The sequence below is a fragment of the Bacteroidota bacterium genome (assembly GCA_016718825.1).
GTDB lineage: Bacteria > Bacteroidota > Bacteroidia > J057 > JADKCL01 > JADKCL01.
In genome coordinates, this window is the sequence record JADKCL010000009.1 from 45,505 (window position 1) to 66,225 (window position 20,721).

Annotated in this window: 17 protein-coding genes; 11 read left to right on the forward strand and 6 right to left on the reverse strand. The window is 49.2% G+C overall.

Annotation, left to right across the window (positions count from 1 at the left end):
* Positions 1-63: 63 nt before the first annotated feature.
* A complete protein-coding gene (locus tag IPN95_12265; protein ID MBK9450157.1) occupies positions 64-729 on the reverse strand; it encodes a hypothetical protein in 666 nt (221 codons plus the stop codon).
* Positions 730-915: 186 nt separating this feature from the next.
* On the opposite strand from IPN95_12265, the gene IPN95_12270 reads away from it, so the two are divergent.
* The 3 genes from IPN95_12270 (at position 916) to IPN95_12280 (ending at position 3,505) form a co-directional block, all read left to right on the forward strand.
* Entirely contained in the window at positions 916-1,233 is a 318-nt protein-coding gene (locus IPN95_12270; protein MBK9450158.1) for a hypothetical protein, read from the forward strand.
* Positions 1,234-1,847: 614 nt separating this feature from the next.
* Positions 1,848-2,213, forward strand: a complete 366-nt coding sequence (locus IPN95_12275) for a T9SS type A sorting domain-containing protein (protein MBK9450159.1) — start codon at positions 1,848-1,850, stop codon at positions 2,211-2,213.
* A 281-nt stretch (positions 2,214-2,494) separates the two neighbouring features.
* Positions 2,495-3,505, forward strand: coding sequence for a T9SS type A sorting domain-containing protein (locus tag IPN95_12280; protein MBK9450160.1), 1,011 nt, complete (start codon positions 2,495-2,497; stop codon positions 3,503-3,505).
* A gap of 84 nt (positions 3,506-3,589) precedes the next feature.
* On the opposite strand, the gene IPN95_12285 is transcribed toward IPN95_12280, so the two are convergent.
* Positions 3,590-3,805: a hypothetical protein gene (locus IPN95_12285; protein ID MBK9450161.1), complete on the reverse strand. Its 216-nt coding sequence runs from the start codon at positions 3,803-3,805 to the stop codon at positions 3,590-3,592.
* Positions 3,806-4,153: 348 nt separating this feature from the next.
* Between IPN95_12285 and IPN95_12290 the strand changes: the two genes are divergently transcribed.
* Positions 4,154-6,028, forward strand: a complete 1,875-nt coding sequence (locus IPN95_12290) for a T9SS type A sorting domain-containing protein (protein ID MBK9450162.1) — start codon at positions 4,154-4,156, stop codon at positions 6,026-6,028.
* A gap of 256 nt (positions 6,029-6,284) precedes the next feature.
* On the opposite strand, the gene IPN95_12295 is transcribed toward IPN95_12290, so the two are convergent.
* Together IPN95_12295 and IPN95_12300 are read right to left on the reverse strand one after the other, a co-directional pair.
* Positions 6,285-7,142, reverse strand: coding sequence for an AAA family ATPase (locus IPN95_12295; protein MBK9450163.1), 858 nt, complete (start codon positions 7,140-7,142; stop codon positions 6,285-6,287).
* Between the two features lie 92 nt (positions 7,143-7,234).
* Positions 7,235-8,263, reverse strand: coding sequence for a 2'-5' RNA ligase (locus IPN95_12300; protein MBK9450164.1), 1,029 nt, complete (start codon positions 8,261-8,263; stop codon positions 7,235-7,237).
* 325 nt (positions 8,264-8,588) lie between these two features.
* Between IPN95_12300 and IPN95_12305 the strand changes: the two genes are divergently transcribed.
* Complete coding sequence (locus tag IPN95_12305) at positions 8,589-9,929, forward strand: hypothetical protein (GenBank protein ID MBK9450165.1); 1,341 nt, start codon at positions 8,589-8,591, stop codon at positions 9,927-9,929.
* 68 nt (positions 9,930-9,997) lie between these two features.
* The gene (locus IPN95_12310) at positions 9,998-11,296 is read left to right on the forward strand and encodes an OmpA family protein (GenBank protein MBK9450166.1); all 1,299 of its coding nucleotides are present in this window, start codon (positions 9,998-10,000) and stop codon (positions 11,294-11,296) included.
* A 66-nt stretch (positions 11,297-11,362) separates the two neighbouring features.
* Here IPN95_12310 and IPN95_12315 read toward each other — a convergent pair whose 3' ends face one another.
* The gene (locus IPN95_12315; protein ID MBK9450167.1) at positions 11,363-12,100 is read right to left on the reverse strand and encodes a hypothetical protein; all 738 of its coding nucleotides are present in this window, start codon (positions 12,098-12,100) and stop codon (positions 11,363-11,365) included.
* A 264-nt stretch (positions 12,101-12,364) separates the two neighbouring features.
* Between IPN95_12315 and IPN95_12320 the strand changes: the two genes are divergently transcribed.
* The 3 genes from IPN95_12320 to IPN95_12330 all read left to right on the forward strand — a co-directional run bounded on the left by IPN95_12320 (position 12,365) and on the right by IPN95_12330 (position 17,484).
* Positions 12,365-13,810: a Do family serine endopeptidase gene (locus IPN95_12320; protein ID MBK9450168.1), complete on the forward strand. Its 1,446-nt coding sequence runs from the start codon at positions 12,365-12,367 to the stop codon at positions 13,808-13,810.
* A 171-nt stretch (positions 13,811-13,981) separates the two neighbouring features.
* The gene (locus tag IPN95_12325; GenBank protein MBK9450169.1) at positions 13,982-16,051 is read left to right on the forward strand and encodes a M13 family metallopeptidase; all 2,070 of its coding nucleotides are present in this window, start codon (positions 13,982-13,984) and stop codon (positions 16,049-16,051) included.
* A 392-nt stretch (positions 16,052-16,443) separates the two neighbouring features.
* Positions 16,444-17,484: a hypothetical protein gene (locus tag IPN95_12330; protein MBK9450170.1), complete on the forward strand. Its 1,041-nt coding sequence runs from the start codon at positions 16,444-16,446 to the stop codon at positions 17,482-17,484.
* A gap of 163 nt (positions 17,485-17,647) precedes the next feature.
* Here the strand turns inward: IPN95_12330 and IPN95_12335 are convergent, their stop codons facing one another.
* Positions 17,648-17,893: a hypothetical protein gene (locus IPN95_12335; GenBank protein MBK9450171.1), complete on the reverse strand. Its 246-nt coding sequence runs from the start codon at positions 17,891-17,893 to the stop codon at positions 17,648-17,650.
* A gap of 56 nt (positions 17,894-17,949) precedes the next feature.
* Here IPN95_12335 and IPN95_12340 point away from each other — a divergent pair, with 56 nt between their 5' ends.
* Both IPN95_12340 and IPN95_12345 read left to right on the forward strand, forming a co-directional pair.
* Positions 17,950-19,995 (forward strand): S9 family peptidase, encoded by a 2,046-nt coding sequence (locus tag IPN95_12340; GenBank protein ID MBK9450172.1) that lies wholly within the window; start codon positions 17,950-17,952, stop codon positions 19,993-19,995.
* Positions 19,996-20,082: 87 nt separating this feature from the next.
* Complete coding sequence (locus IPN95_12345; GenBank protein ID MBK9450173.1) at positions 20,083-20,646, forward strand: hypothetical protein; 564 nt, start codon at positions 20,083-20,085, stop codon at positions 20,644-20,646.
* Positions 20,647-20,721: the final 75 nt, after the last annotated feature.

Genomic DNA, 20,721 nt, shown 5'->3' on the forward strand with positions numbered 1-20,721 from the left:
AAGAAATTGGGGAACACAAAAAGCTGCATTCCCCAATTCCACCACTTTGGCCCGAAGACCCAATTACATCAAAACAATACGCACGACTTTTGCCTCATCCGGAATGTCGGTCAGCGCGTAGTTGTGTTTGGCAGGATCGTAGATGCCTTCTTGCGGGAAATGGAAAATCATTTTGCCAGTCTGATAGGGCACGATGACTTCAAAAATACCGCGTTCGGTGAAGGGAATCACGTAGGCGTCCTTGATGGCTGCTTTGAGTTCCTTGCCCGAACTGCCGACACGCAAACCTGAAACGTGGTGGTAACGACCCGATTCGATCCGAATTCGGCCTAAAAGGTGCTCGTTGTTAAAATCGGCTTCCAGATAAACGATGCCGTCAGGAAGGCGCAACATTTTGACAAACCAAGAAACGGTGTCTTGGCTTTGACCCGTCATTGCGACTTCGGAGAAGATCGTGTCTTTCAAGGTCCCGTCGGGTAAGCTGCTTTTGATGTTGTTGTTCCAGACGAGGGAATCGCCCAATCGCAAGATGTCCAAGCCATTCGAGCAAAATTGCCCCGGTTGAAGGTTGCCACATTCGGCTTCCGTGGTGAGCGTTGCGACCGAGTCGATGATTTCTGGAATCGTGTCGTTGGTGCCATCGGCAGTGCCGGTCTTGTTTTTGTTGCCACAGCTGTAGATGAACAATAGCGACAAAAGCGCAAATGCGATCAATGGATGCTTTTTCATGACGTTTTTCTTTTCAGGCATAATGCCCGAGCCGCTCAAAGATACAGGAAAGATCGCGGAAAGTTTTTTTGGGGGGGGATGAATAGGACCAGTCGGAGGGATCGCTTGAAGAAGTTCCGGCCAGAATTCTGCATCCTTCGGAAGGTAAAACGACCACTTCGTCCTTCCAACGGTACCATTTGGACAATGGCGCAAAATCTTGTTTGCAGGCACCCTAAAGTTGTCTCGGTTTACAAATTTTCAAAACACAAATTTTATCAAATCGATTATGAAACAGATTACAAACCTTTGCTTTGCCTGGGTTGTTTGCTGACGGATGAGGCACAGGGGGGGCTGGTGTGGGCTTGGGCGGCGGCCCCGGTTAGCTTTTCTGGTGGCGTTACCTTGCGCGGTTGCGCTGTGTTGAGGGTTCGCCGGATTCTTCTCGCACGTTGGGGCCAGGCCAACCAACGGAAATTCCGTGAATATACCTCCCGCGTAGGCTTCGCTGCCGTTTGTTTGTAAGGCTCAAATCATTGCGGGGTAGGTAAGAAGGTTAGCGTGCGAGCTTTAACTGCCAGGTAAAAACCATGCTCGTTACCGCAATTGCCGTAACGAAACCGGGCGTCCCGTTCGTCCAGAAAATGTACTGTTCGTCCAAATTGGGCAGACTCCGAATGCGCAACATTGCCATCGAAATGCCAATCGAATCACCACGACGATTGTAACATTATTCCCGATTTCTTAAGCTATGGGTATCAAATGACCGTTCCACGAATCCGTCATCTTTCGTCCAGTTTTGACCTCGGAAGACAAAGCCCTCGTCCTTCCGTACACTCGGACAATGGCCCAATTTCGGCGACAAACGCGCCTTATTGTTGCAATGGGTTACAAATTTTACAAAAATTTTATCAAAACACCTATGAAACAGGTAACAAGAACTTTTTCAGCTCTTTTCATTTTGGGACGTGGCACAGCTATGTTTGTGTGATTCGCACTGCAACAGACATGGACATCTACGTGGATTGTGTCAATGACAATGGAACCTATTCGGGCAATGGAGGTACGATTTTTTACGATACGAATGTTGGCCAAATGGGTGTGGCATCCATCGCAGATCCACCAATGGAGCAAGCTACATGAGCGGCGCAATTGACCGGGTTGCATTTTGGTCAAGGGATTTGACGCCTGGAGATGTGGCGAAATGGTGTAATGGCAATATGGATCAATTGATCACATCCGTTGAGCCGAAAGCACCCGCGGTTGACTTTAACCTTTTTCCGAATCCAACCGAAGATCGCCTCACGATCAGCATTGGAAATGGGGACCAATTGGAGACAAAGGTCAAAATTCTCGACCTTCAGGGTCGAGTCTTGCAGGAGTTGGTGACCAACGGCCAATCGCAATTGACCTTGGATGTGAAAGGTTTTGCCAAGGGATTCTACTTTGTGAGAGTTGAATCGAATGGACAAACGCCGATTGCAAAGAAGTTTCAACTAATTTGATCTAGGTCATTTGACATTCGGCTGCGGGCGTTTGGTGCGCTTGCAGCCGATTTTTATTCGGCCCATTTGTCCAAAGAACGTCCCATTCGCCCAAGGAGCGTCCCATTCGTCCAAAGAACGTCCCGTTCGTCCAAGGAACGTCCCGTTCGTCCAGAATATGTACCACTTGGAAAGAAAAACGACCACTTCGTCCTGCCAAATGTACTGCTGGGAAAATGGTGCAGCATGGCACATTTGCGAATTGCAGTTTTGAGAAATTTTTTTTCGAAAACATCGATTATATGAAATCTCCAATCATCCCTCCGTTTGTGCTTTTTGCTCTGCTGTTACTGTGCAACTTGTCAAGTCAGGCACAATTGGTAACCACAAATTTGCTGTATTACTTGCCCATCATCGGCAATGCCAACGATGTCAGTGGCAACGGTTACCACGCCACATCGACTGCAACATTGACCACAGACCGTTTTGGTACTGCCAACAGTGCCTACGCATTTAATGGTAGTGCCCAGTCTATCGTGCTTCCCAATCTGCCACAACTGCGACCTCAATTGCCGATGAGTGTTTCATTTTATGCAATGTTCAACCAATTGGGAAGCACTGCCTTCGCAAATGACTTGACCGCCTATACTTACTCTGGGATGTGGATCGGAACAGCGGGAGATGGCTCGGTGCACTTGAACTATGGTGATGGTGGAACGACAAATTCCTCCTACCGTAGGTCCAAAAGTTCCAATCTAACCGTGGGTACAGGCACTTGGCACCATTTTGTCGGCGTGATTCGCGCTTGGAACGACATGGACATTTATATTGATTGCGTGGATGCAGGTGGATTCTACAATGGATCGGGTGGAAACCTCTTTTATTCTGGAAATCCTGCGCAAGTAGGCGTTGCGGCGGCAGCAAACCAACCTGGTGGGGTAGGCTACATGTCGGGAAAGATCGACGAAATCGCCTTTTGGGACCGCGCCTTGGATGCGTTGGATGTTTTCAAGATCTGTAAAGGCGCATTAAACTCCTTGATAGTAGGTGCGGAGGCACCCATCGAGGACTTTCGTTTGGACGTCACCCCCAATCCCGCCAGTGACAAAATCAAGGTTTCAATCGTAGGTGATGGTAATGGAATTTCAGGCTTGCAAATTGTTGACATTCAGGGCCGTGTCTTGCGCGAGATTCAATGGAATGGAAGTTCTTCGATCGAAGTTTCCCTAAGTGGATTTTCCACCGGAATGTATTTTTTGAAAGGTAAATCACCTGCAGGCGTTCCATTTTGCAAAAAGATCAGCGTGATCTGATTGCAATTTGATTCAAAGGAAAGCGCATTGTTCGGAATCAGATGAAGCCTCCCCGCCTTTGCCGTATGGATTCAATTCACGGGATTAGACCGGTTCATTGGCCAAATCCCTGATTTGATCTTGCGTTTCCTCGACATAAATCGTCTTCCCATTGGAAAGCAAAATCTTGGAATGGCCGGGTTCACGCTGAACGCAGTTCTCAATGAAGACGATATGGCGCACGCTAATGGTGATTTCTGAGCCGGAGTCGGTTTCTCCGTTGGGGCCCGCCGCGCGGTTGAGGTGTAACAATTGTATCATGAGATTTTTTACTTGATCGGATCAAGTTAAGAAATTGTCATGGATTTCGGCTCATCAACTTTGCTGCTCTTGTGGCGGCGCTACATCCGTAGTCATGTAATGCCGATCATCCTGAAAAGGGGCCGGAAAAGCTCCTTTCGAATTGCATTTGCATCACTTGAGATGTCAATCTGGCATTCCATTTTCGAAGCAAAAGTTAAATTCGTCGAAGGAAAAGTGCAGTTCGCTGGTTGACGACAGGACAATTCGGAAAAAAAGAGATAGCTTTCCCTTCGGATTGGAGTGGTATTTCGCGTGAACGAAATGCCCTTTGATTTGAAAACGGAATAGGTGAAAGAAAAATCTGAAATGAGAAATCTTTACAAAGTGATGCTGGCAACACCGTTGCTAGCCATGCAATTGCTCGTAACGCCGGTTTTTGGTCAACAGGCTAACCCCATCCCTTCCACGGTTGTTCGGTCGCAACTCGCACCGATACAGCGCCTTGGAGTGGTGAATATGCGGCAGGCCTCAGAAATGTGGGATCCCGTTTTCAAAACCGTGGAAAAAATCCATACCCCTGGTATCGATGCCCGCAAGGACCAGGTCAGGGCTCTAAAAGAAGAAGCCAACCGGATTCATGAAAAGCTTGTGAATGAAGGCAATGCTTCCGAAGATGCTGCTAAAGTTACGGCACTTTGGCCCCCGACCTTGGGAACCACCTTCTTTGGCAACAGCTACGGAGGTGGTGACCCCGCTGACAATGCCTTGGCTGTCTCCGCAGCAGGCAATATGATCAGCGGTAGCAATACAAGATTCCATTCCTATACAGAAACCGGCACACAGTTGAACGCAAATTCTTTTGTGCAGTTTGCTTCTGCCGGTGGAGTGAGCACGAGCTTCACTTTTGACCCCAAATGCACCTATGACCCCATTGAAGACCGGTTTGTGGTTGTTTTCCTTAACGGGGGTTCCGCCAATACTTCCAAGGTGATCATTGCTTTTTCCCAAACCAACGATCCCTCAGGCTCTTGGAACGTTTACGCCATCAATGGAAACGTGAACAATTTGGGAGTTTGGACCGACTTTGTTCAAGTAGGACTGAATACCAATGAGTTGTTTGTGACGGGCAATCCTTTTACGAATGGCGGCAGCTCACAGGGAGCTGTTATCTGGCAGATTAACAAGACCGAAGGTTTTACAGGTGCAACCCTGAACCCTGTGCAACATTATGTGCCAGGGTCATTTTCGTTGCATCCTGTGCAAGGTGGGGCCACGCTTTATGGTCCCAATATGTTTTTCCTGGAAAGCGGATTGGGCACGAGCAACAGCATCACGCTGCATCAAATCACCAACAGTATCGCCAACAATGGCGTCTTGAATGCTGGACTCGGCTTTACCTTGGACAATTCCTATACGATCCCGCCGGATGCCGATCAAAAGGGAACGACGATTAATTTGAAAACCAATGACACTCGTGTGCAGTCCTCCTATTACGAAAACAGCCGCATCGAATTTGTCTTGAATTCCTCGGTCAATGGCCGCGCGGGCGTATTTCACGGTTCAGGGCAGATTGTTTCCTTTGCGTTGTCCTTTTCCTCCTTCACTGGACGTAACATAGGGTATCCCGACTTGGACATTGCCTATCCGAGTATCGCCTATGCAGGTCAGATGGATCTGAGTGGTGTCAATCACAGCTATATCTCCTACAACGTCTCGGGTGCAAACTTTTTCCCCGGAATGGCGGCGGTCTACTCCGACGAAATTGGCTACAGCGCACAAACGGTGATCAAGGAGGGTGTCAACTATATCAATTCAGCGGATAACCGTTGGGGCGATTACGGCGCCCTTGAGGAACGTGCCGGTCATCCCGGCGAGGTTTGGGCAGCAGGTACCATGGGCAATAGCAGCCGTCAGCAACGCACATATATCGGACAATTGTTGCCGCCTCAACCGGTTGCCAACGAGCCGGTAATGGTCGAACCAGTGAAAATGGAAGTTTTCCCGAATCCAACTACAGAACTCGTGAAATTCACCTTCCCCGTGGAGGTTGCCGGCGAATACAAAGTCGAAATCCACGATATGCAAGGCAAATTGGTCAAGTTGTTGATCCAAGATTGGCTCGCCGCAGGCAAAGCCTTGCTCAGCTTCAATGCTGAATACCTGCCTGCAGGTACCTACAATGTCACCGTTCGCAATGAGGAGGTCAAGCTTTTCAGCGAAAAGCTCGTCGTCACGCATTAAGTGAAAAGTGATCAGTGAAAAGTGAAAAGCTGCATGGAAACGCTGTGCAACTTTTCACTTTTCGTTTTTACCTTTTCACTTTCCGAGGGTGATCAGTGAAAAGTTGCACGGCAGCCCCCAGCAACTTTTCACTTTTCGTTTTTACCTTTTCACTTTCCGAGGGTGATCATTGAAAAGTTGCATGGCATCCCCAGCAACTTTTCACGCTGTGCAAACGCTGTGCAACTTTTCACTTTTCACTTTTACCTTTTCACTTTCAGAAGTCTCCGTAATCGACTTGCAAGCAGGTGAGCCCGAGGCTGCGCCACATGTCGACCACTTGGTTGCGGTCATCGAGCACAAAATCCACGTAGGAATTGGGCACAATTTCGCGTTCCAGCAATTCCTGCTTGATGATCGAATCCTTGCGCATGTCACCCGTGGTGCGCATGATCAGCCGATAAGGAAAAGCCTCGCCCAAATGTTGCTGCAGGAAGCGCACCGTTGGTTCGCGGAACTTGTCTTCCCTTCCTGAAAGAAAGATAATCTGGTGCCCACTCGCCTGAAACTTCAGGACGATGTCGGCCACAGGCTGGTTGAGCAAGTCCTTGTCGCAATGCGTCGCATCGTAAGGGCTGCGGCCATTCAGCAGGGCCAAAGTTCCATCCAAATCGCAAACCAAGGCTTTGGGCAAGGAAGCATCTTGAACCAATTTTGGCTTTTCCCAACCAAGGTATTCCTTCCACATCCTGCGGATGACGCGCTCGCCCACGGAATTGGTGCGCTTCAAATCGCGCGCAATGCAGGTTTCGACATCGACATGCATGAAGTCGATCACTTCCACCTCCGCGATGCCTTTGACCAGGTCGGCGACCCGTTGGGTATGTTTGGGGTGAATGTTGGTGTCGTCAATGATGACGTGTTTGCCTTCTTCCAAAGCTTGTAAAATGAGCAAGTCACGCATTTTCAGGACAAATTTTTCGTTGCCTTTGGAGAAATGCGAGTTGTCGAGCATCGCCCGAAGGTCGTCTTTGTTGATACGCTTGTAGCGGCCCGGATTTTCATCCAGCATCTTGCGCGCTGCAGTGGATTTTCCCGATGCAGGCAAACCGCGGTAGATCAGTACTTTTTTCATAGTTATGCCTATTAGAATGAGAAATTAGAAATTAGAAATGATCATGGTTGATCATTTTCATTTTCAATTTCTCATTTCTCATTTCTCATTCTTCATTCATCACTCACCGAAAACGCCTTTTGGTATTCCGGTCGTAACATTTTCCAGATAATTTCATCGTAGGGGCGTCCATCGAGCATCTTGAACATGATCGGCGGGTAGGTACATTGATTCATGTAGTAGTCTGCTGCTTCCTTCCGGTTTTCAAATGCCTTGAATTCAGCCTTGCAGACCTTTTCGATCTCCTCAAATTGGCTTCGAAGGTCTTTTTCGACGCCGCGGAACCATTTGTAGAATTCGTCGGGAACTTTTTCCAGGAACGCCTCCATGGAGGTTCCTGACATCAGTGCCTCCCAAACAGTGCGGGTGCTCACGCCCGTCACGATACGGTGCAAACGCACATATTCATCGAACTTCAACTTGACACGCAGGCCACTTTTGAAGCGAACCACGAAGCCTTCCTTGTTGTCGTCTTGAATTTCCTTGAGCGCTTCAAGGTCGTTGATGCCGTCGTACCGCTTCACCAACGGCAAGCCGATTTCTGGCAAAGGCAACTCTTCACCGCTTGCGGTATGCATTACCGCCAATAACACCAAGTCTTCCATCCCTTGGTAGTCCACCACAATCCGGTTTTCGGGATAAATGATCTCCAAAAGATAGGTCAATTCAGGGTCTAGCCGCACATGTGCATACTTTTTCCGAAAGATCTCGGTCGCTTTGATCGCCTGATCACTTTCAAACGATCCGCGCGTTGCAATGGCAGGATTCCCGTCCCAATGAAAAAGAATTCCCAAGCTGCCATCCATCTTTTCGAATACCTCAAACGGCTCGTCGGGAACTGACCCGATCAGGCCAACATGCTCATCGAGGTTGAAAAATTTACCAAATGGCCGCGCAACAACACGACCTTCGAGATCGGTGATCAATCCTCGACTCATCAAGGTGATGGGTGTCCAAAATCGCTCGTATTGGGTCGATTGCGAATAGTTGTGGATCAACAACGGGGCCGAAGGGTGACGTCCGATTTGGAGATAACCTTGGGACTCAAGTTCAAAATGTGCGTCAATGTCGATGTGTGACATGGCTGTTTTTTCTTTAGGTTTTGGCTGCGAATCTAGGAATTTATCTCCTGGAACGTAAAAATTCTGGGCCAATGGACAATTCAACCGTCCCAATCTTGGAATTATAAGGTTGGCCGGACAATCTTGCAGCATGAGTGTTGGCGACTTGTCCACAACGCAGGCTAAATTTCGTCATTTTTCTTCTTTTTTTTCTTACTTTGTAAAAGCGTCGGTAGGTAGATCATGGTTCGGGCCAAATTGGAGGGCATTGTGATGATTCTTCAATCTTCGAATGGGTTATTACGTTCCGGCATGCTTTAGTTTTTGGTTTTAAACGCGATTCGCCATGAAAACTATTCTCAAAATAACATTGTCGTTCCTCTTGATATGGGGAATTGGCAAAGCGCAAAAGACCGATCCCAATTCGACGCCCCCTGGTGCGCCTATTTTTGAGTTTCATGGGTCTGATCTGGGCAATCGAATGGTTCCGGATCACCCGGGCAATGCTGGCAATCGCGTCGCGGTCTCTAATTTCACCATCATCGAAAGTCAATCTTCCAATGTTGGGCACAACATGGATCAGAATTGGCGCACCGTACTGCTTGGAATGGGGCACAATGCGACCATTGTACCACAAACGACACTGGACAACAACGCCTTCTTTGGTGCTACCGATGTTTTGATCGTATCCTCTGGAATCATTGCACTTTCTGGACCGCGAAGTGCTATGGTCCAGCAATTTATGCAAACAGGCAAGTCGGTCTACATCCAAGGAGAGTATCTCACGACGTATTCGTCCAACCAAACTTTTTCCGCGATCGTGAACAATACAGGCGGCACTTTGACGCTTGGGGCCACCGTCGCGGGAGACTTGGTGCCCAATTCCGTTTTGAACCTCTATTCCAATACGCCGAATGCAGTTTCCGGTATCGGCTATCATTGGTATGGCGCCACAGCCACGGGCTGCAACAGATTTGAGTATTTTATGCGGTACGGCGTCAACAATATCGGCTACGTTTACTGCCCGACGAACGGTGCATTTGGAGACGTGATTCAAAACACCGACCAAGATTGGATTCGGTCGATGACAAGCGTGCCACTCATGCAAAACATCATCTTTGCCTTGCTCAGTGGCAATGCCTGCTCGGTGGTTTGTGGCATTTTGGACGATCGCAGCATCGACTTGCAGGCCGACCGGCGTGCTGACGGAAGCGTGAACCTTCAGTGGTTGGTCCAAGGCGCAATCGAGGCGGGAACATTCGAGGTTTTTTGCAATGACCGTCCAATTGGTTCCGTTCCAGTCCAGAATGCAGCGGGCATGACGTTTCAATTTGTCGATCAACGCATTCCAAGTGGAATACAGCAATATCAAGTCAAGTTTCGCGATCTCAATGGCAATGAAACCATGCAGGCAACAGCGACCATTGACTTGGGATCCGTTGCTGCACATCTGCGCGTGGCTACAGAATCGCAGGGTTTTAGAGTATGGCTGACAGAGGGGACGGAACTTCAATCGTTGGCGCTCATCGATGCGGCCGGGAAAAGCTATGCACTTCCCACCGAAAGCCTGGAAGACAGCGAAGGAATGTTTGTTTCCATGGAGTTGTTTCCTCCAGGTGTTTACTTTTTTCAAGGCAATACGGCAAGCGGCGCCGCCATCGGAAAAAGAATGGTCTGGCTTCAGTAGACCTTCATTGTAACCATTGGCATGGAATCGCGTTATGCCAATGGCTTCTATCCGCAAGGCCGCCCGATATGCAAAAGTGCTTGATCTTGCCTTGGTTGTTTATTTTGCTGGCATTTCCTTTTGCTGGATCGGCCCAAATACAAATTGATACAAGCTATTCGCATTCAGAATTGGTCAATGACGTGCTTCTGGGCAAACGTGTCAAGGTACGGAATGTGCGGTATGTCGGGAGCAAATTGGCGGTTTCGGCATTCAGGGATACCTCACTTACCCCATTGATGGCTGAGGGAATCTTGCTAAGTACGGGCAAGGTTTTTGATGCAAAAGGTCCCAATCGCCGTGCAAATACCACTTACAACATCGGGACGCGGGGCGAACATGGCCTTGAATCCATCGCAAAAGGCATGACATTCGATGCGGCCTACATCGAGTTTGACTTTCAGCCAGAGATGGAGACCGTGATATTCAACTTCGTTTTTGGTTCGGAGGAATACACCGAGTACGTCAATTCCCAATTCAACGATGTTTTTGCATTCTGGATCAGCGGACCGGGCTACAAGGGCGTGAAAAATCTCGCGGTGGTGCCGCAAAACAGTGCGCCGATTACAGTGAATACGATTAACCACATCAGTAACCGCTATAACTATGTAGACAACAATCCTTTTGACCGTTTGGGCAATCTGAAAAAGGAAAACATCAGCCACCTTTATCCGGATCTTCTGCGGAACTATGAATATGATGGGTTTACAAGTCTGCTCACAGCTGAGGCGCGCGTGCGGCCGGGAGAGGTGTACCATATCAAAATTGCTATTGCTGACGTTAGCGACGGCCGGTACGACAGTGCCGTATTTCTGGAAGGAAATTCGTTTTCGAGTTTGCCGTTGGATCCTGTGGCGCGTGCGGAGTTGCTGAATGAGGATTTCGGCGAAATCAAGCGGAAATTCAGACCGGTCAAAGTAGGGGAGAACCCCAAAGAGGAATTGGTCGTGCGGGATTCGAAGGCGAAAACCGAGAGCAACGGGGATGCCAATTCATGGAGCTTGATGGTCAACTTCGATTTTGACAATGCCACCCTTTCGTCGGAGGAAAAAGCAAAGCTGGATTCTGCCTGGACGTATGTCTTGGCCAAATCAAAGCTGAAAGTGAGTGTGCAAGGGCATACCGACAATGTCGGCGCCGACAATTACAACAATCGTTTATCCGTACGCCGCGCCACGGCTGTATTAAACTATCTGAAATCCAAAGGATTAGCCACGGATCGAATTTCAACCCAAGGTTTCGGCTTTCATCAGCCTGCCACCACCAACGACACAGACGAAGGCCGCGCCATCAATCGCCGCGTAGAAGTGAGATTAAGTGAAAAGTGAAAAGTGAAAAGTGAAAAGTGCTCAATGGAATTTTTCACTTTTCACTTTTAGTTTTTCACTTTTCACTTACTGTCTGTTCCACCCACCAAATCCGATATGGAGATTGGCGTAGAGGCCGGTTGGTTTCAAAACAGGGCCGCCGGAAAGTGGAGCTTCGTAGGCCTTCCAATCGTTTTCGGTAATCGCAAGATTGTAGCCCAGGTCAAGGCCGATGACAATCCCGGAGCCGGATGTTTCATCAAAACCCGGCATCCATTCAAAACCTGCCCCGAAGCTCATAAGCACCCCTTGCTTGACCAAGTTTGTGCCTGTGTAAACGCCCGTAAAAACCGTGTCCATCGCGACATTTGCAGCTTTGTTGTTGAGGGTCAGAGACTCCTTGTAGCCACCTACACCAACTTTGGGATAAAGCAACAGGCCTTTTTTGCCCACCAATACATAGCCAAAGTAAAATTTACCCCAGCCTGATTCGTAGGTCAAATCCTGACTGCCAAATGTTTCTTTTTGCTTGAGGCTGCTGTAGCCCTCGCCACCCAACAAAACGCTGCGTACCATCAGCATCCCGCCGCCACCAAAACCGATTGCGCCGTCGCTGAACGAGGTGCCGTTTCCCACGAAATTCGTCAAGCCTGCGACATCTTTCATGCTGTAGCCACCGATGGCATAGCCATAGCCGCCTGAAACGCGCTTAGGGCCGCCATCGTCCATCGGATCAGGAATGGTATCCTGTGCAGAGGCCAAGGAAAAGGAAAATGCAAGACCGATTGCAATCGTCAAGCCTTTAAGTAGTCGCGAAGTATTCATAGGAAATTCAAACGAGTTAACATCCCAAAGTTATCAAAAACCAAGCCAAGTCCGCAATTCTGCCCTGAAGGTGACCCTGGCTTTTCTGCAAATGCAGCCCATTGTTAAAATTATTTAAAGGCAAACCAAGCTGTATCCAACTTCGTTTTCTTCGCGTATTGGTTTCAAAAACAGATAATGCACCTTTTAAAAATGTTCAATTAGATCGTGTAAAGGAATATGAAAAACCAAAATTCATCATCAACAACAGGATCAATCATGCGGATGTTTGCCGTCGCCTTGCTCGGCGGAGTTGTTACACTTGGTGGCTACAAATTGTTGGAATCCACGATGGATCCTTCACGGGGCCATGCTTTCCAATCATCCGAGCTCTCCAGTCAATTTGCGAGTCTTCCTGTCGGGGCAAATGGCATGAACGATTTTACCGCCGCTGCCGAATTGAGCACGCCTGCGGTCGTTCACGTGAAGAGCAACATGATGGTGCAGACGCGCAACATGTGGAACATGGACCCTTTTGGTGGCTTTTTTGATGACGGATGGGGATTTGGCCGACCACAACAGCACAATGCCCAAAGTACAGGCTCCGGCGTGATCACCACCCCTGATGGATATATCGTCACCAACAATCACGTGGTCAACGATGCCCAAAGTGTCGAAGTTGTTTTGGAGGACGGACGCACATACACTGCGCAAGTGGTGGGCACGGACCCAAGCACGGATTTGGCCTTGTTGAAAATTGACGAGACCAACCTACCCATTCTCACATTTGGCAACAGCGACAATCTCCGCGTAGGCGAATGGGTGCTTGCCGTCGGGAATCCATTTAACCTGACCTCCACCGTGACGGCAGGCATCGTGAGCGCCAAGGCGCGCAACATCAACATTCTCAAAGACAAAATGGCCATTGAAAGCTTCATCCAGACAGATGCCGCCGTAAATCCAGGCAATTCCGGCGGCGCGCTTGTCAATGCACGTGGCGAACTCGTCGGAATCAATACTGCGATTGCCTCCAATACAGGCTCCTATTCAGGCTATTCCTTTGCCGTGCCCGTCGAAATCGTGAAGAAAGTCATCGATGATTTGATGAATCACGGCATCGTGCAGCGCGCATTTCTTGGCGCCAACTTGATCGAGCTCAATGGAGATGTCGCCAAAAAGGTCGGCGTGCAACAAACGCATGGCGTGTACATCGACGGGGTGATGGAGGGCGGCTCGGCCCAATATGCAGGTTTGCGGAAAGGGGATATCATCACCGCGATTGACGGCAAGGAATTGCGCAACAGCGCCGAATTGACCGAATATGTCGGCCGGCACCGTCCGGGTGACCGCGTGCAACTCACCATCATCCGTGAGGGTGACAAAACTGAAGTCCCTGTAGAGTTGCGTAACTCCAAAGGTACGACCGATATCGTGGAGCGCAACGACAGCGAAGCCTTGGAGGCCTTGGGGGCGGAATTGGAGGAACTTTCCGCCAATGAATTGAACAAGCTCGGGCTCAAAGGCGGCGTGAAGATTACCAAACTCAAAGAGGGCAAATTGCAGCAATACACGAGCATTCGCCCTGGGTTCATCATCACAACGATTGACAATCAGGTCGTAACGAGCATTGAGCACCTGCAAAAGATTCTCAACAACAAAAGTGGGGGTGTGATGATGGAGGGGCTCTATCCTGGATGGCCCGGCCGCTACTACTATGCTTTTGGGATGTAAGCAGGGTAGCCTTCCCGCATAAAATACCTTGAAATCCGAATGCCAAGGACACCGTTTTCCTTGGCATTCGGGTTTTTGAATTGTCGTATGGCCTTAAAACGCAACATTTCCCCCTAGGTCAATGGAGAATCTCGCTAAATTGCAGGCCTTTTAATCGATCTCGGATAATTTATGATACAGAAATTTAGAAAGCTGGGTATATTTTTCGTAGCCGCGGGTACGATCGTGGCTGGTTGTAACAAACCCGCCGAAGGCGGCCCAACAACTGGAACGACCCCAACGGAATACCATGGTCTCCTGCTTGAAAACATGGATACGACGGTAAATCCCAAAGACGATTTCTATCGTTATGCAAACGGTGCCTACCTGAAAAGAACAGAAATTCCTGCCGAGGAAAGTCGCTGGGGAGTTTTTGCCGAATTGACGGAGCGCAACACTGGGCGGATCAAAGGCATTTTTGAGGAGTGCAGCAAGGCTGGCGCCGCAAAAGGAACCATTGACCAGAAGATCGGCGACTATTACAAAACAGCGATGGATTCGGCAGCGATCGAAAAGCTGGGCGTCAAAGCTGTGCAATCCGACTTGGATAAAATTGCTGCAATCACCACTGTGGCTGACGTTGTGCCGCTCGTAGCGTCGATGCATCGCCGTGGGATGGGTCCGTTTTTTGGAACCTACGTGGATCAGGATGCCAAAAACAGTGAGCGCTACATTTTGAGCTTGAATCAAGGTGGAACTGGGTTGCCAGAAAAGGACTATTACTTTTCCAAAAGCCCAGACAAAGAAAACATCCGCAAGCAATACGTCGGATTCCTTTCCAAGCTGCTTCAACTTTCTGGCGAAGATTCCACCCAAGCCAATGCACATGCGGCAAAGTGCTTGGAAATTGAAACCAAATTGGCTGCGAAATCCCTCGCAAATGTCGAGCTCCGCGATCCGGATGCGAACTATCACCTGATGCAACTGGATGGTTTGACCAAGTTGGCCCCACAGTTTGGCTGGAAGGAATACTTTACAGCCCTCGGCATGGCCGAGCCGGGTGATATCAACGTCGGTCAGCCCGCATTCTTCACTGAATTCGGAAAATTGCTCACCGCTTACAGCATTGACGATTGGAAGAACTACCTCAAAATCAATTTGTTGAATGGTGCAGCTTCCGACCTCAGCAATGATTTTGTGATGGCCAACTTCGAATTCTACGACAAGACTTTGACAGGTGCCGAGAAGATGAAGGTGCGTTGGAAGCGCGTCGTCGAAGGTGGCAGTTGGGGCCTTGGCTTTGCCCTTGGCCAGAAATACACAGAGAAGTATTTCAGCGCCAATGCCAAGAAAATCGCTTTGGAAATGGTCGACAACATTTTGGCTGTCATGAAAGACCGTCTTTCCAAACTCGAATGGATGAGCGACGAAACCAAGAAGCAAGCCATTCACAAAGTGGAAACGATCCTTCCAAAAATCGGCTATCCTGATACTTGGCGCGACTATTCCAAGCTGGAAATTGTCGGTGATGACTACATGAAAAACATTTTCGCAATCCGCGAATTTGGGTTTCAGTTCAGACTGGACAAAATCGGCAAGCCGGTCGACAAGACCGAATGGGGCATGCCGCCTCAGGTTGTAAATGCCTATTACAACCCGAGCAAAAACGAAATCGTCTTCCCGGCTGGTATTTTGCAAGCACCGTTTTTTGATGAGCACGTTGATGCAGCACTGAATTACGGTGGATTTGGCGCAGTCATTGGCCACGAGCTGATCCATGCATTTGACGATGAAGGCAGCAAGTTTGATGCAGAAGGCAACCTGAAAAGCTGGTGGACCGAAGACGACCGGAAAAACTTCGAGGAACGCGCCCAAGTGGTCAAGCGTCAATACGATGCCTACGAAGTCGCCGACAGCCTCTTCATCAATGGGCAGTTGACACTTGGCGAGAATATCGCCGACATTCACGGCTTGCAAATGTCTTATTGGGCTTGGAAGCGCTCCTTGGAAGGCAAAGAGGCCCCCAAGTCGCAAGACGGATTTACGCCCGACCAGCGTTTCTTTGTTTCCTACGGGCAGATTTGGAGCTCGTTGATGCGCCCTGAATCATTGCGCCTCATGGTTGCCACCAATCCGCACAGCCCCGCAGAGTTCCGTGTCAAAGGTACTTTGTCAAATTTCCCCGCATTCTATGAAGCATTTGGCGTCAAAGAGGGCGATGGAATGTACCGTGCCGATGCTGAAAGGTCTGCCATCTGGTAATTTTGCAAAAATAATTCGGCAACAAAATCGGCCCTCAGGACATCTGAGGGCCGATTTTGTTTATTTGATGGGCCATTTTATGCAACCTTGAAAAAAACTTTGTTTGGCGAATGTGGAATTTATGCAATGTCTGCATCTCATTGTCGTAAAGCACCGAAAAGCACCAATTTTTAGTTCATCCCAATCGTTGGCCTGGAATAGGAAACCCTCCCCAGGTTTTGCACAGAGCCAACTCTACCAACTCGAAGCAGAGGATCACCCCCCTCTGCTTTTTTTTGTTACCCAAGCGGTATGGCTGCCTCGTGGACCATTGAGAGAATTCTCCTGAAAATTTCATTGCGCGGCAACGCTTGGGCATTATCTTAGTGGAGCAACCGCTAAAAAAGATCAAAATGAAAGCATCCTTGAATTGGACCATGGTTTTGGTGCTGCTGCTATTGGCGGCATGCGGCAATGAGGTCGAAGAAAAGAACACGACCTTGGGCGGCTACCTTGACAGCGCCTACGTCTCAAAAGGATATCGTGCTGCCATGGATTCCATCCACGTCAGTTCGGGCGTTTCCGAAGGCGATTTCAAGGAGCTTCAGAGCTATATGCGGGAATTTCGAGACAGCATTCAGGGGCATCCCACCTACCGCGAACTGCTCGACCGTGCCAAAGGACTCAACGAAATGCGCGATGGGGCCATTTCAATGAAGCTGAAAAGCATGAGCCTCCGGCATGTTCAGAAACTCATTGAAGTTAGGCTTGTCATGTCCTTCACCAATGACATGACCGTACCCTTGGCCGGCTTTAGAGGGCAGATCCACTGGCAAGATAGCAGTGGAAAAAAGGTCGCTTCAGCACCGGGTTTTAGCGTAATCGGCCCCTTGATGCCTGCAGATAGTGTCACGGATCTTCGTTTGGAGTATGTGATCTATAAACCTACGGGCAATGAACTCAACGACCCACGCAATCAGGCCGCGCGCGATACGTTGGAGGCCATTGAGGCGATCGCTAAACGGCGCGATCTTACCGCATTTGGGTTCAAGGTAATTGACATCCGGCTGGGGAATGGTCTTACGCCAGGTCAATATTGGCTGCTTGATCGGCCTGCACGTGAAGCGGCTGACAAACGGCCGGTTGCTGCACAAGTCAGCAAAACGCCGCTCCTCAAATGGGTGGATCAACATGAGGTGATGGTCAAACAGTTGGAGTCACATAGCGGAGATTTTTCGTTGATGATCAGCCCCGTCATTACTACGAGGGTCGAAGCTGGAAATGGAGCCAAACTGATTCAGGACAGAACCCAAAAGGTGTTTGATTTTTTCAACATTCAGAAGCGAATCCCACGTTCCAATATCAATCAGGGCACGGTCGGCAGGAAGCTTGTGTTGGCTGAATATGTTGATTATTGGAATTGGCCGATGGAAATCAGGATTTACCGTCAGTAAATCATCTACCACCAAGGTATTGTAAAACGGGAACGCCCCTCCTGGCAGAGCGGGCGTTCCGAATACATTTTGAAATTGAGGAGAACGCGGTCCGACAAGCAGGAGTCAAGATCAGAGAGGAGGTTGCTTGACGAACCAGATCAACTAATAAATATGAACAATATTACACGATTAAATCTGTATTAAAAAGAGAATTGTTCATTTTGATCGATTCTTGGAAGAAAAAAATATTGGTCTTGCTTTTTTTCGGGTTTGCAAAGATTTGAATGCGATTCGAACGGATAATTCCCCATCGAGGGAGGCTGCTGTCATCTGTGAGAGCATCGAATGTCTTGTCGGTGGCCCCGTAGCCGGTGTTTTGGGGCAGATCTTTCATGATTTCTGAAGTACGACCGTGATTCGATTCCATCAGCAACCTGAATCGGGATTCATTTTGTACTTTTGGCTTTTCCCTGAAAAATGAAAATGGAAGCACCGGATCTCAAAAAAATACCCACCACAACCACCCGCTTTGGCATTGCCCTCCACGACGACTATGCTTGGCTCCGTGACAAGAAAAGCAAGGAGGTGATGGCTTATTTGGAGGCTGAAAATGCCTATACGAAGCAGGAGATGGCCCATACCGAGGCATTTCAAAAGGAATTGTACAAGGAAATGTTGGCCCGGGTGAAGGAAGATGACAGTACGGTTCCCGCTCCTTTGGATGGCTACTGGTACTATTCAAGGACCGAGACCGGAAAGGCGTACCCGATTCATTGCCGGAAAAAAGGAACCCTTGAGGCCGCGGAAGAGGTGTTGCTCGACGAAAACGTACTCGCCGAAGGCCATGAATTTTTTGATTTGGGAGATGCCGAGGTAAGTCCCAACGACCTCTTGCTCGCCTATACCGCCGATTTCGATGGTTCTGAAAATTACACGCTTTATATCAAGGATTTGGCGACAGGAAATCTTCTTGAGGACCGTGTAGAAAAGATCAGTGACGAAATCGAATGGGGCAACGACAACGCCACGATCTTCTACGTAAGGCTCGACGAGGAAACCCATCGTCCTTGGCAAATGTATCGGCATCGCCTTGGTGTATCGGCTGACACAGATGTCCTCGTTTTTGAGGAAGAAGATGAAGCATTCTTCCTTTCGATGGGCAAAAGCAAGGACGAAAAGTACATGTTCATTGACCTGAGCAGCCATACAAGTACGGAAATTCATTATTTCCCTGCAGACACCCCTGAAGCAACGCCTATTTTGTTTGCACCCAGAAGACCGCTCATCGAGTTGGGAATGGAGCACCACGAAGGTTGGTGGTACATCGTCACGAACGAGGATGCAGTCAATTTTCGCTTGATGCGCACCAAAGTCACGCAACCCGATCGCAGCGAATGGGAAGAAGTCATCGCGCATGATCCATTGGTCAAGATCGATGACATTGAAACTTTCAAAGACTTCATCGTCATCTACGGCCGCCGGGGAGGCTACAAAAACATGGTGGTTCGCGACATGCGCTCCGGCGAAATGCACGAAATCCAGCATCCAGAGCCCGTTTTTACCCTCTCAGGCAGCGCCAACCTCGAATACGAAACCGATCTGCTCCGGTATGGCTACAGTTCGTTGGTGACACCCTCCACGACCTTTGAATATGACATGCGCGACCGTTCCCGCAAGTTGCTGAAGCAGGCCGAGGTGCTCGGCGGATACGATCCCTCACTTTACCAATGCGAACGCATTTACGCCACCGCCCCTGATGGCGCGCAGGTACCCATGTCCGTCGTTTACAAAAAGGAATTTCGCGGAAAAGGCCCGCAACCGCTGTTTTTGTATGGCTATGGAGCTTATGGCCATACGGTGGATCCATCGTTTTCTTCGGCAAGGCTTAGTCTCCTTGACCGCGGCATGGTTTATGCCATTGCACACATCCGCGGTGGGGGGGCCATGGGCCGTCCTTGGTACGAAGCCGGACGTTTGCTTCAAAAGCGGAATTCATTCACCGATTTCATTGCCTGCGCAGAGCACCTGATCGCATTGGGAATCACCGAACCCCGGAAATTGGCGATCTCCGGCGGTAGTGCTGGCGGTTTGCTCATGGGCGCCGTCGTAAACATGCGGCCAGATTTGTTCCAAGCTGTCGATGCAAGTGTGCCCTTTGTCGATTTGATGAATACCATGTTGGATGCCAGCATTCCGCTTACCGTGATCGAATACGACGAGTGGGGAAATCCAAATGAGGAGGAGTTCTTCAAATACATGCTCTCCTATAGCCCCTACGACAACGTCAAGGCCCAGGATTACCCGGCAATGCTTATCACCGCCGGCCTCAATGACCCGCGTGTCCATTATTGGGAGCCTGCAAAATGGTGTGCAAAATTGCGCGACGTCAAAACGGATTCGAATACCATTCTCCTGAAAACCAACATGGGAGCCGGACACCAAGGTGCATCCGGTAGATATGGTTATCTCGAGGAGCTGGCTTTTGATTACACATTTGTGCTGGACCGCTTGGGCGTGATTGCCCAATAGCGCATCTGAATCGCTCCAAATTATTTTGATCGATTCCGCCTGAAATTCGTAGAAGAGACCATGCAATTTTGGAAGAACTATGCGCGGATGTTAAAGGCGCACGCTCAGGGCGGCGGCGGTGACATTTTTCGCAGGTTTACTTGGGAAGGGCTTCAAACGATGGTGGGTGGCGCTGCAGGAACGTATGCTTTGCTGGCGATGCATGTGGAATCTGTGGAAGTGTATGATGGGGTCACCGTCATCCAATGTTGGAAAAGCAGGCGTTGCTGGGGCGGTATTTGCTTTGGAAGCGTGATCTTGGGCGACGAACGTATCAAAGCCGAAGTCAACAATCCGCTTTTTATGCACGAATTTGGGCATACGCTGCAAAGCAGAGCTTCCGGTCCAATCTATCTTTTCAAATACGGCGTTCCCAGCGTATTGAGCGTTCGCGGAAAAGGGCGGCACAATCAACATCCTGTCGAGCAAGATGCCAATCTGCGGGCATTCGAATATTTCAATCAGCATCCGGGGTTTTCACCTTGGCCTGCGGCCAACAATCCTTTGCCGCCTTCAGGCGTCACAATGGGCATCCATTGGTGGGAATTTCTGCCACCTTTGTTTCCTGTAGCCCATTTTTATGTGGCTTACCGTGATAGAAACGGCGTTTGACCGGTTTTCTGATTTTTTTGTTTCGGCTTTATGGAATTTCTCGGCAGGCATCACCTTCCTTGCAAATCCCTCGAA

What these genes read in the sequence shown, in the direction of transcription:
- IPN95_12265 (MBK9450157.1), bottom strand. Translation starts at nt 729, where the DNA reads ATGAAAAAGCATCCATTGATCGCATTTGCGCTTTTGTCGCTATTGTTC.
- IPN95_12270 (MBK9450158.1), top strand. Translation starts at nt 916, where the DNA reads ATGGCGCAAAATCTTGTTTGCAGGCACCCTAAAGTTGTCTCGGTTTAC.
- IPN95_12275 (MBK9450159.1), top strand. Translation starts at nt 1,848, where the DNA reads ATGAGCGGCGCAATTGACCGGGTTGCATTTTGGTCAAGGGATTTGACG.
- IPN95_12280 (MBK9450160.1), top strand. Translation starts at nt 2,495, where the DNA reads ATGAAATCTCCAATCATCCCTCCGTTTGTGCTTTTTGCTCTGCTGTTA.
- IPN95_12285 (MBK9450161.1), bottom strand. Translation starts at nt 3,805, where the DNA reads ATGATACAATTGTTACACCTCAACCGCGCGGCGGGCCCCAACGGAGAA.
- IPN95_12290 (MBK9450162.1), top strand. Translation starts at nt 4,154, where the DNA reads ATGAGAAATCTTTACAAAGTGATGCTGGCAACACCGTTGCTAGCCATG.
- IPN95_12295 (MBK9450163.1), bottom strand. Translation starts at nt 7,142, where the DNA reads ATGAAAAAAGTACTGATCTACCGCGGTTTGCCTGCATCGGGAAAATCC.
- IPN95_12300 (MBK9450164.1), bottom strand. Translation starts at nt 8,263, where the DNA reads ATGTCACACATCGACATTGACGCACATTTTGAACTTGAGTCCCAAGGT.
- IPN95_12305 (MBK9450165.1), top strand. Translation starts at nt 8,589, where the DNA reads ATGAAAACTATTCTCAAAATAACATTGTCGTTCCTCTTGATATGGGGA.
- IPN95_12310 (MBK9450166.1), top strand. Translation starts at nt 9,998, where the DNA reads ATGCAAAAGTGCTTGATCTTGCCTTGGTTGTTTATTTTGCTGGCATTT.
- IPN95_12315 (MBK9450167.1), bottom strand. Translation starts at nt 12,100, where the DNA reads ATGAATACTTCGCGACTACTTAAAGGCTTGACGATTGCAATCGGTCTT.
- IPN95_12320 (MBK9450168.1), top strand. Translation starts at nt 12,365, where the DNA reads ATGTTTGCCGTCGCCTTGCTCGGCGGAGTTGTTACACTTGGTGGCTAC.
- IPN95_12325 (MBK9450169.1), top strand. Translation starts at nt 13,982, where the DNA reads ATGATACAGAAATTTAGAAAGCTGGGTATATTTTTCGTAGCCGCGGGT.
- IPN95_12330 (MBK9450170.1), top strand. Translation starts at nt 16,444, where the DNA reads ATGAAAGCATCCTTGAATTGGACCATGGTTTTGGTGCTGCTGCTATTG.
- IPN95_12335 (MBK9450171.1), bottom strand. Translation starts at nt 17,893, where the DNA reads ATGGAATCGAATCACGGTCGTACTTCAGAAATCATGAAAGATCTGCCC.
- IPN95_12340 (MBK9450172.1), top strand. Translation starts at nt 17,950, where the DNA reads ATGGAAGCACCGGATCTCAAAAAAATACCCACCACAACCACCCGCTTT.
- IPN95_12345 (MBK9450173.1), top strand. Translation starts at nt 20,083, where the DNA reads ATGTTAAAGGCGCACGCTCAGGGCGGCGGCGGTGACATTTTTCGCAGG.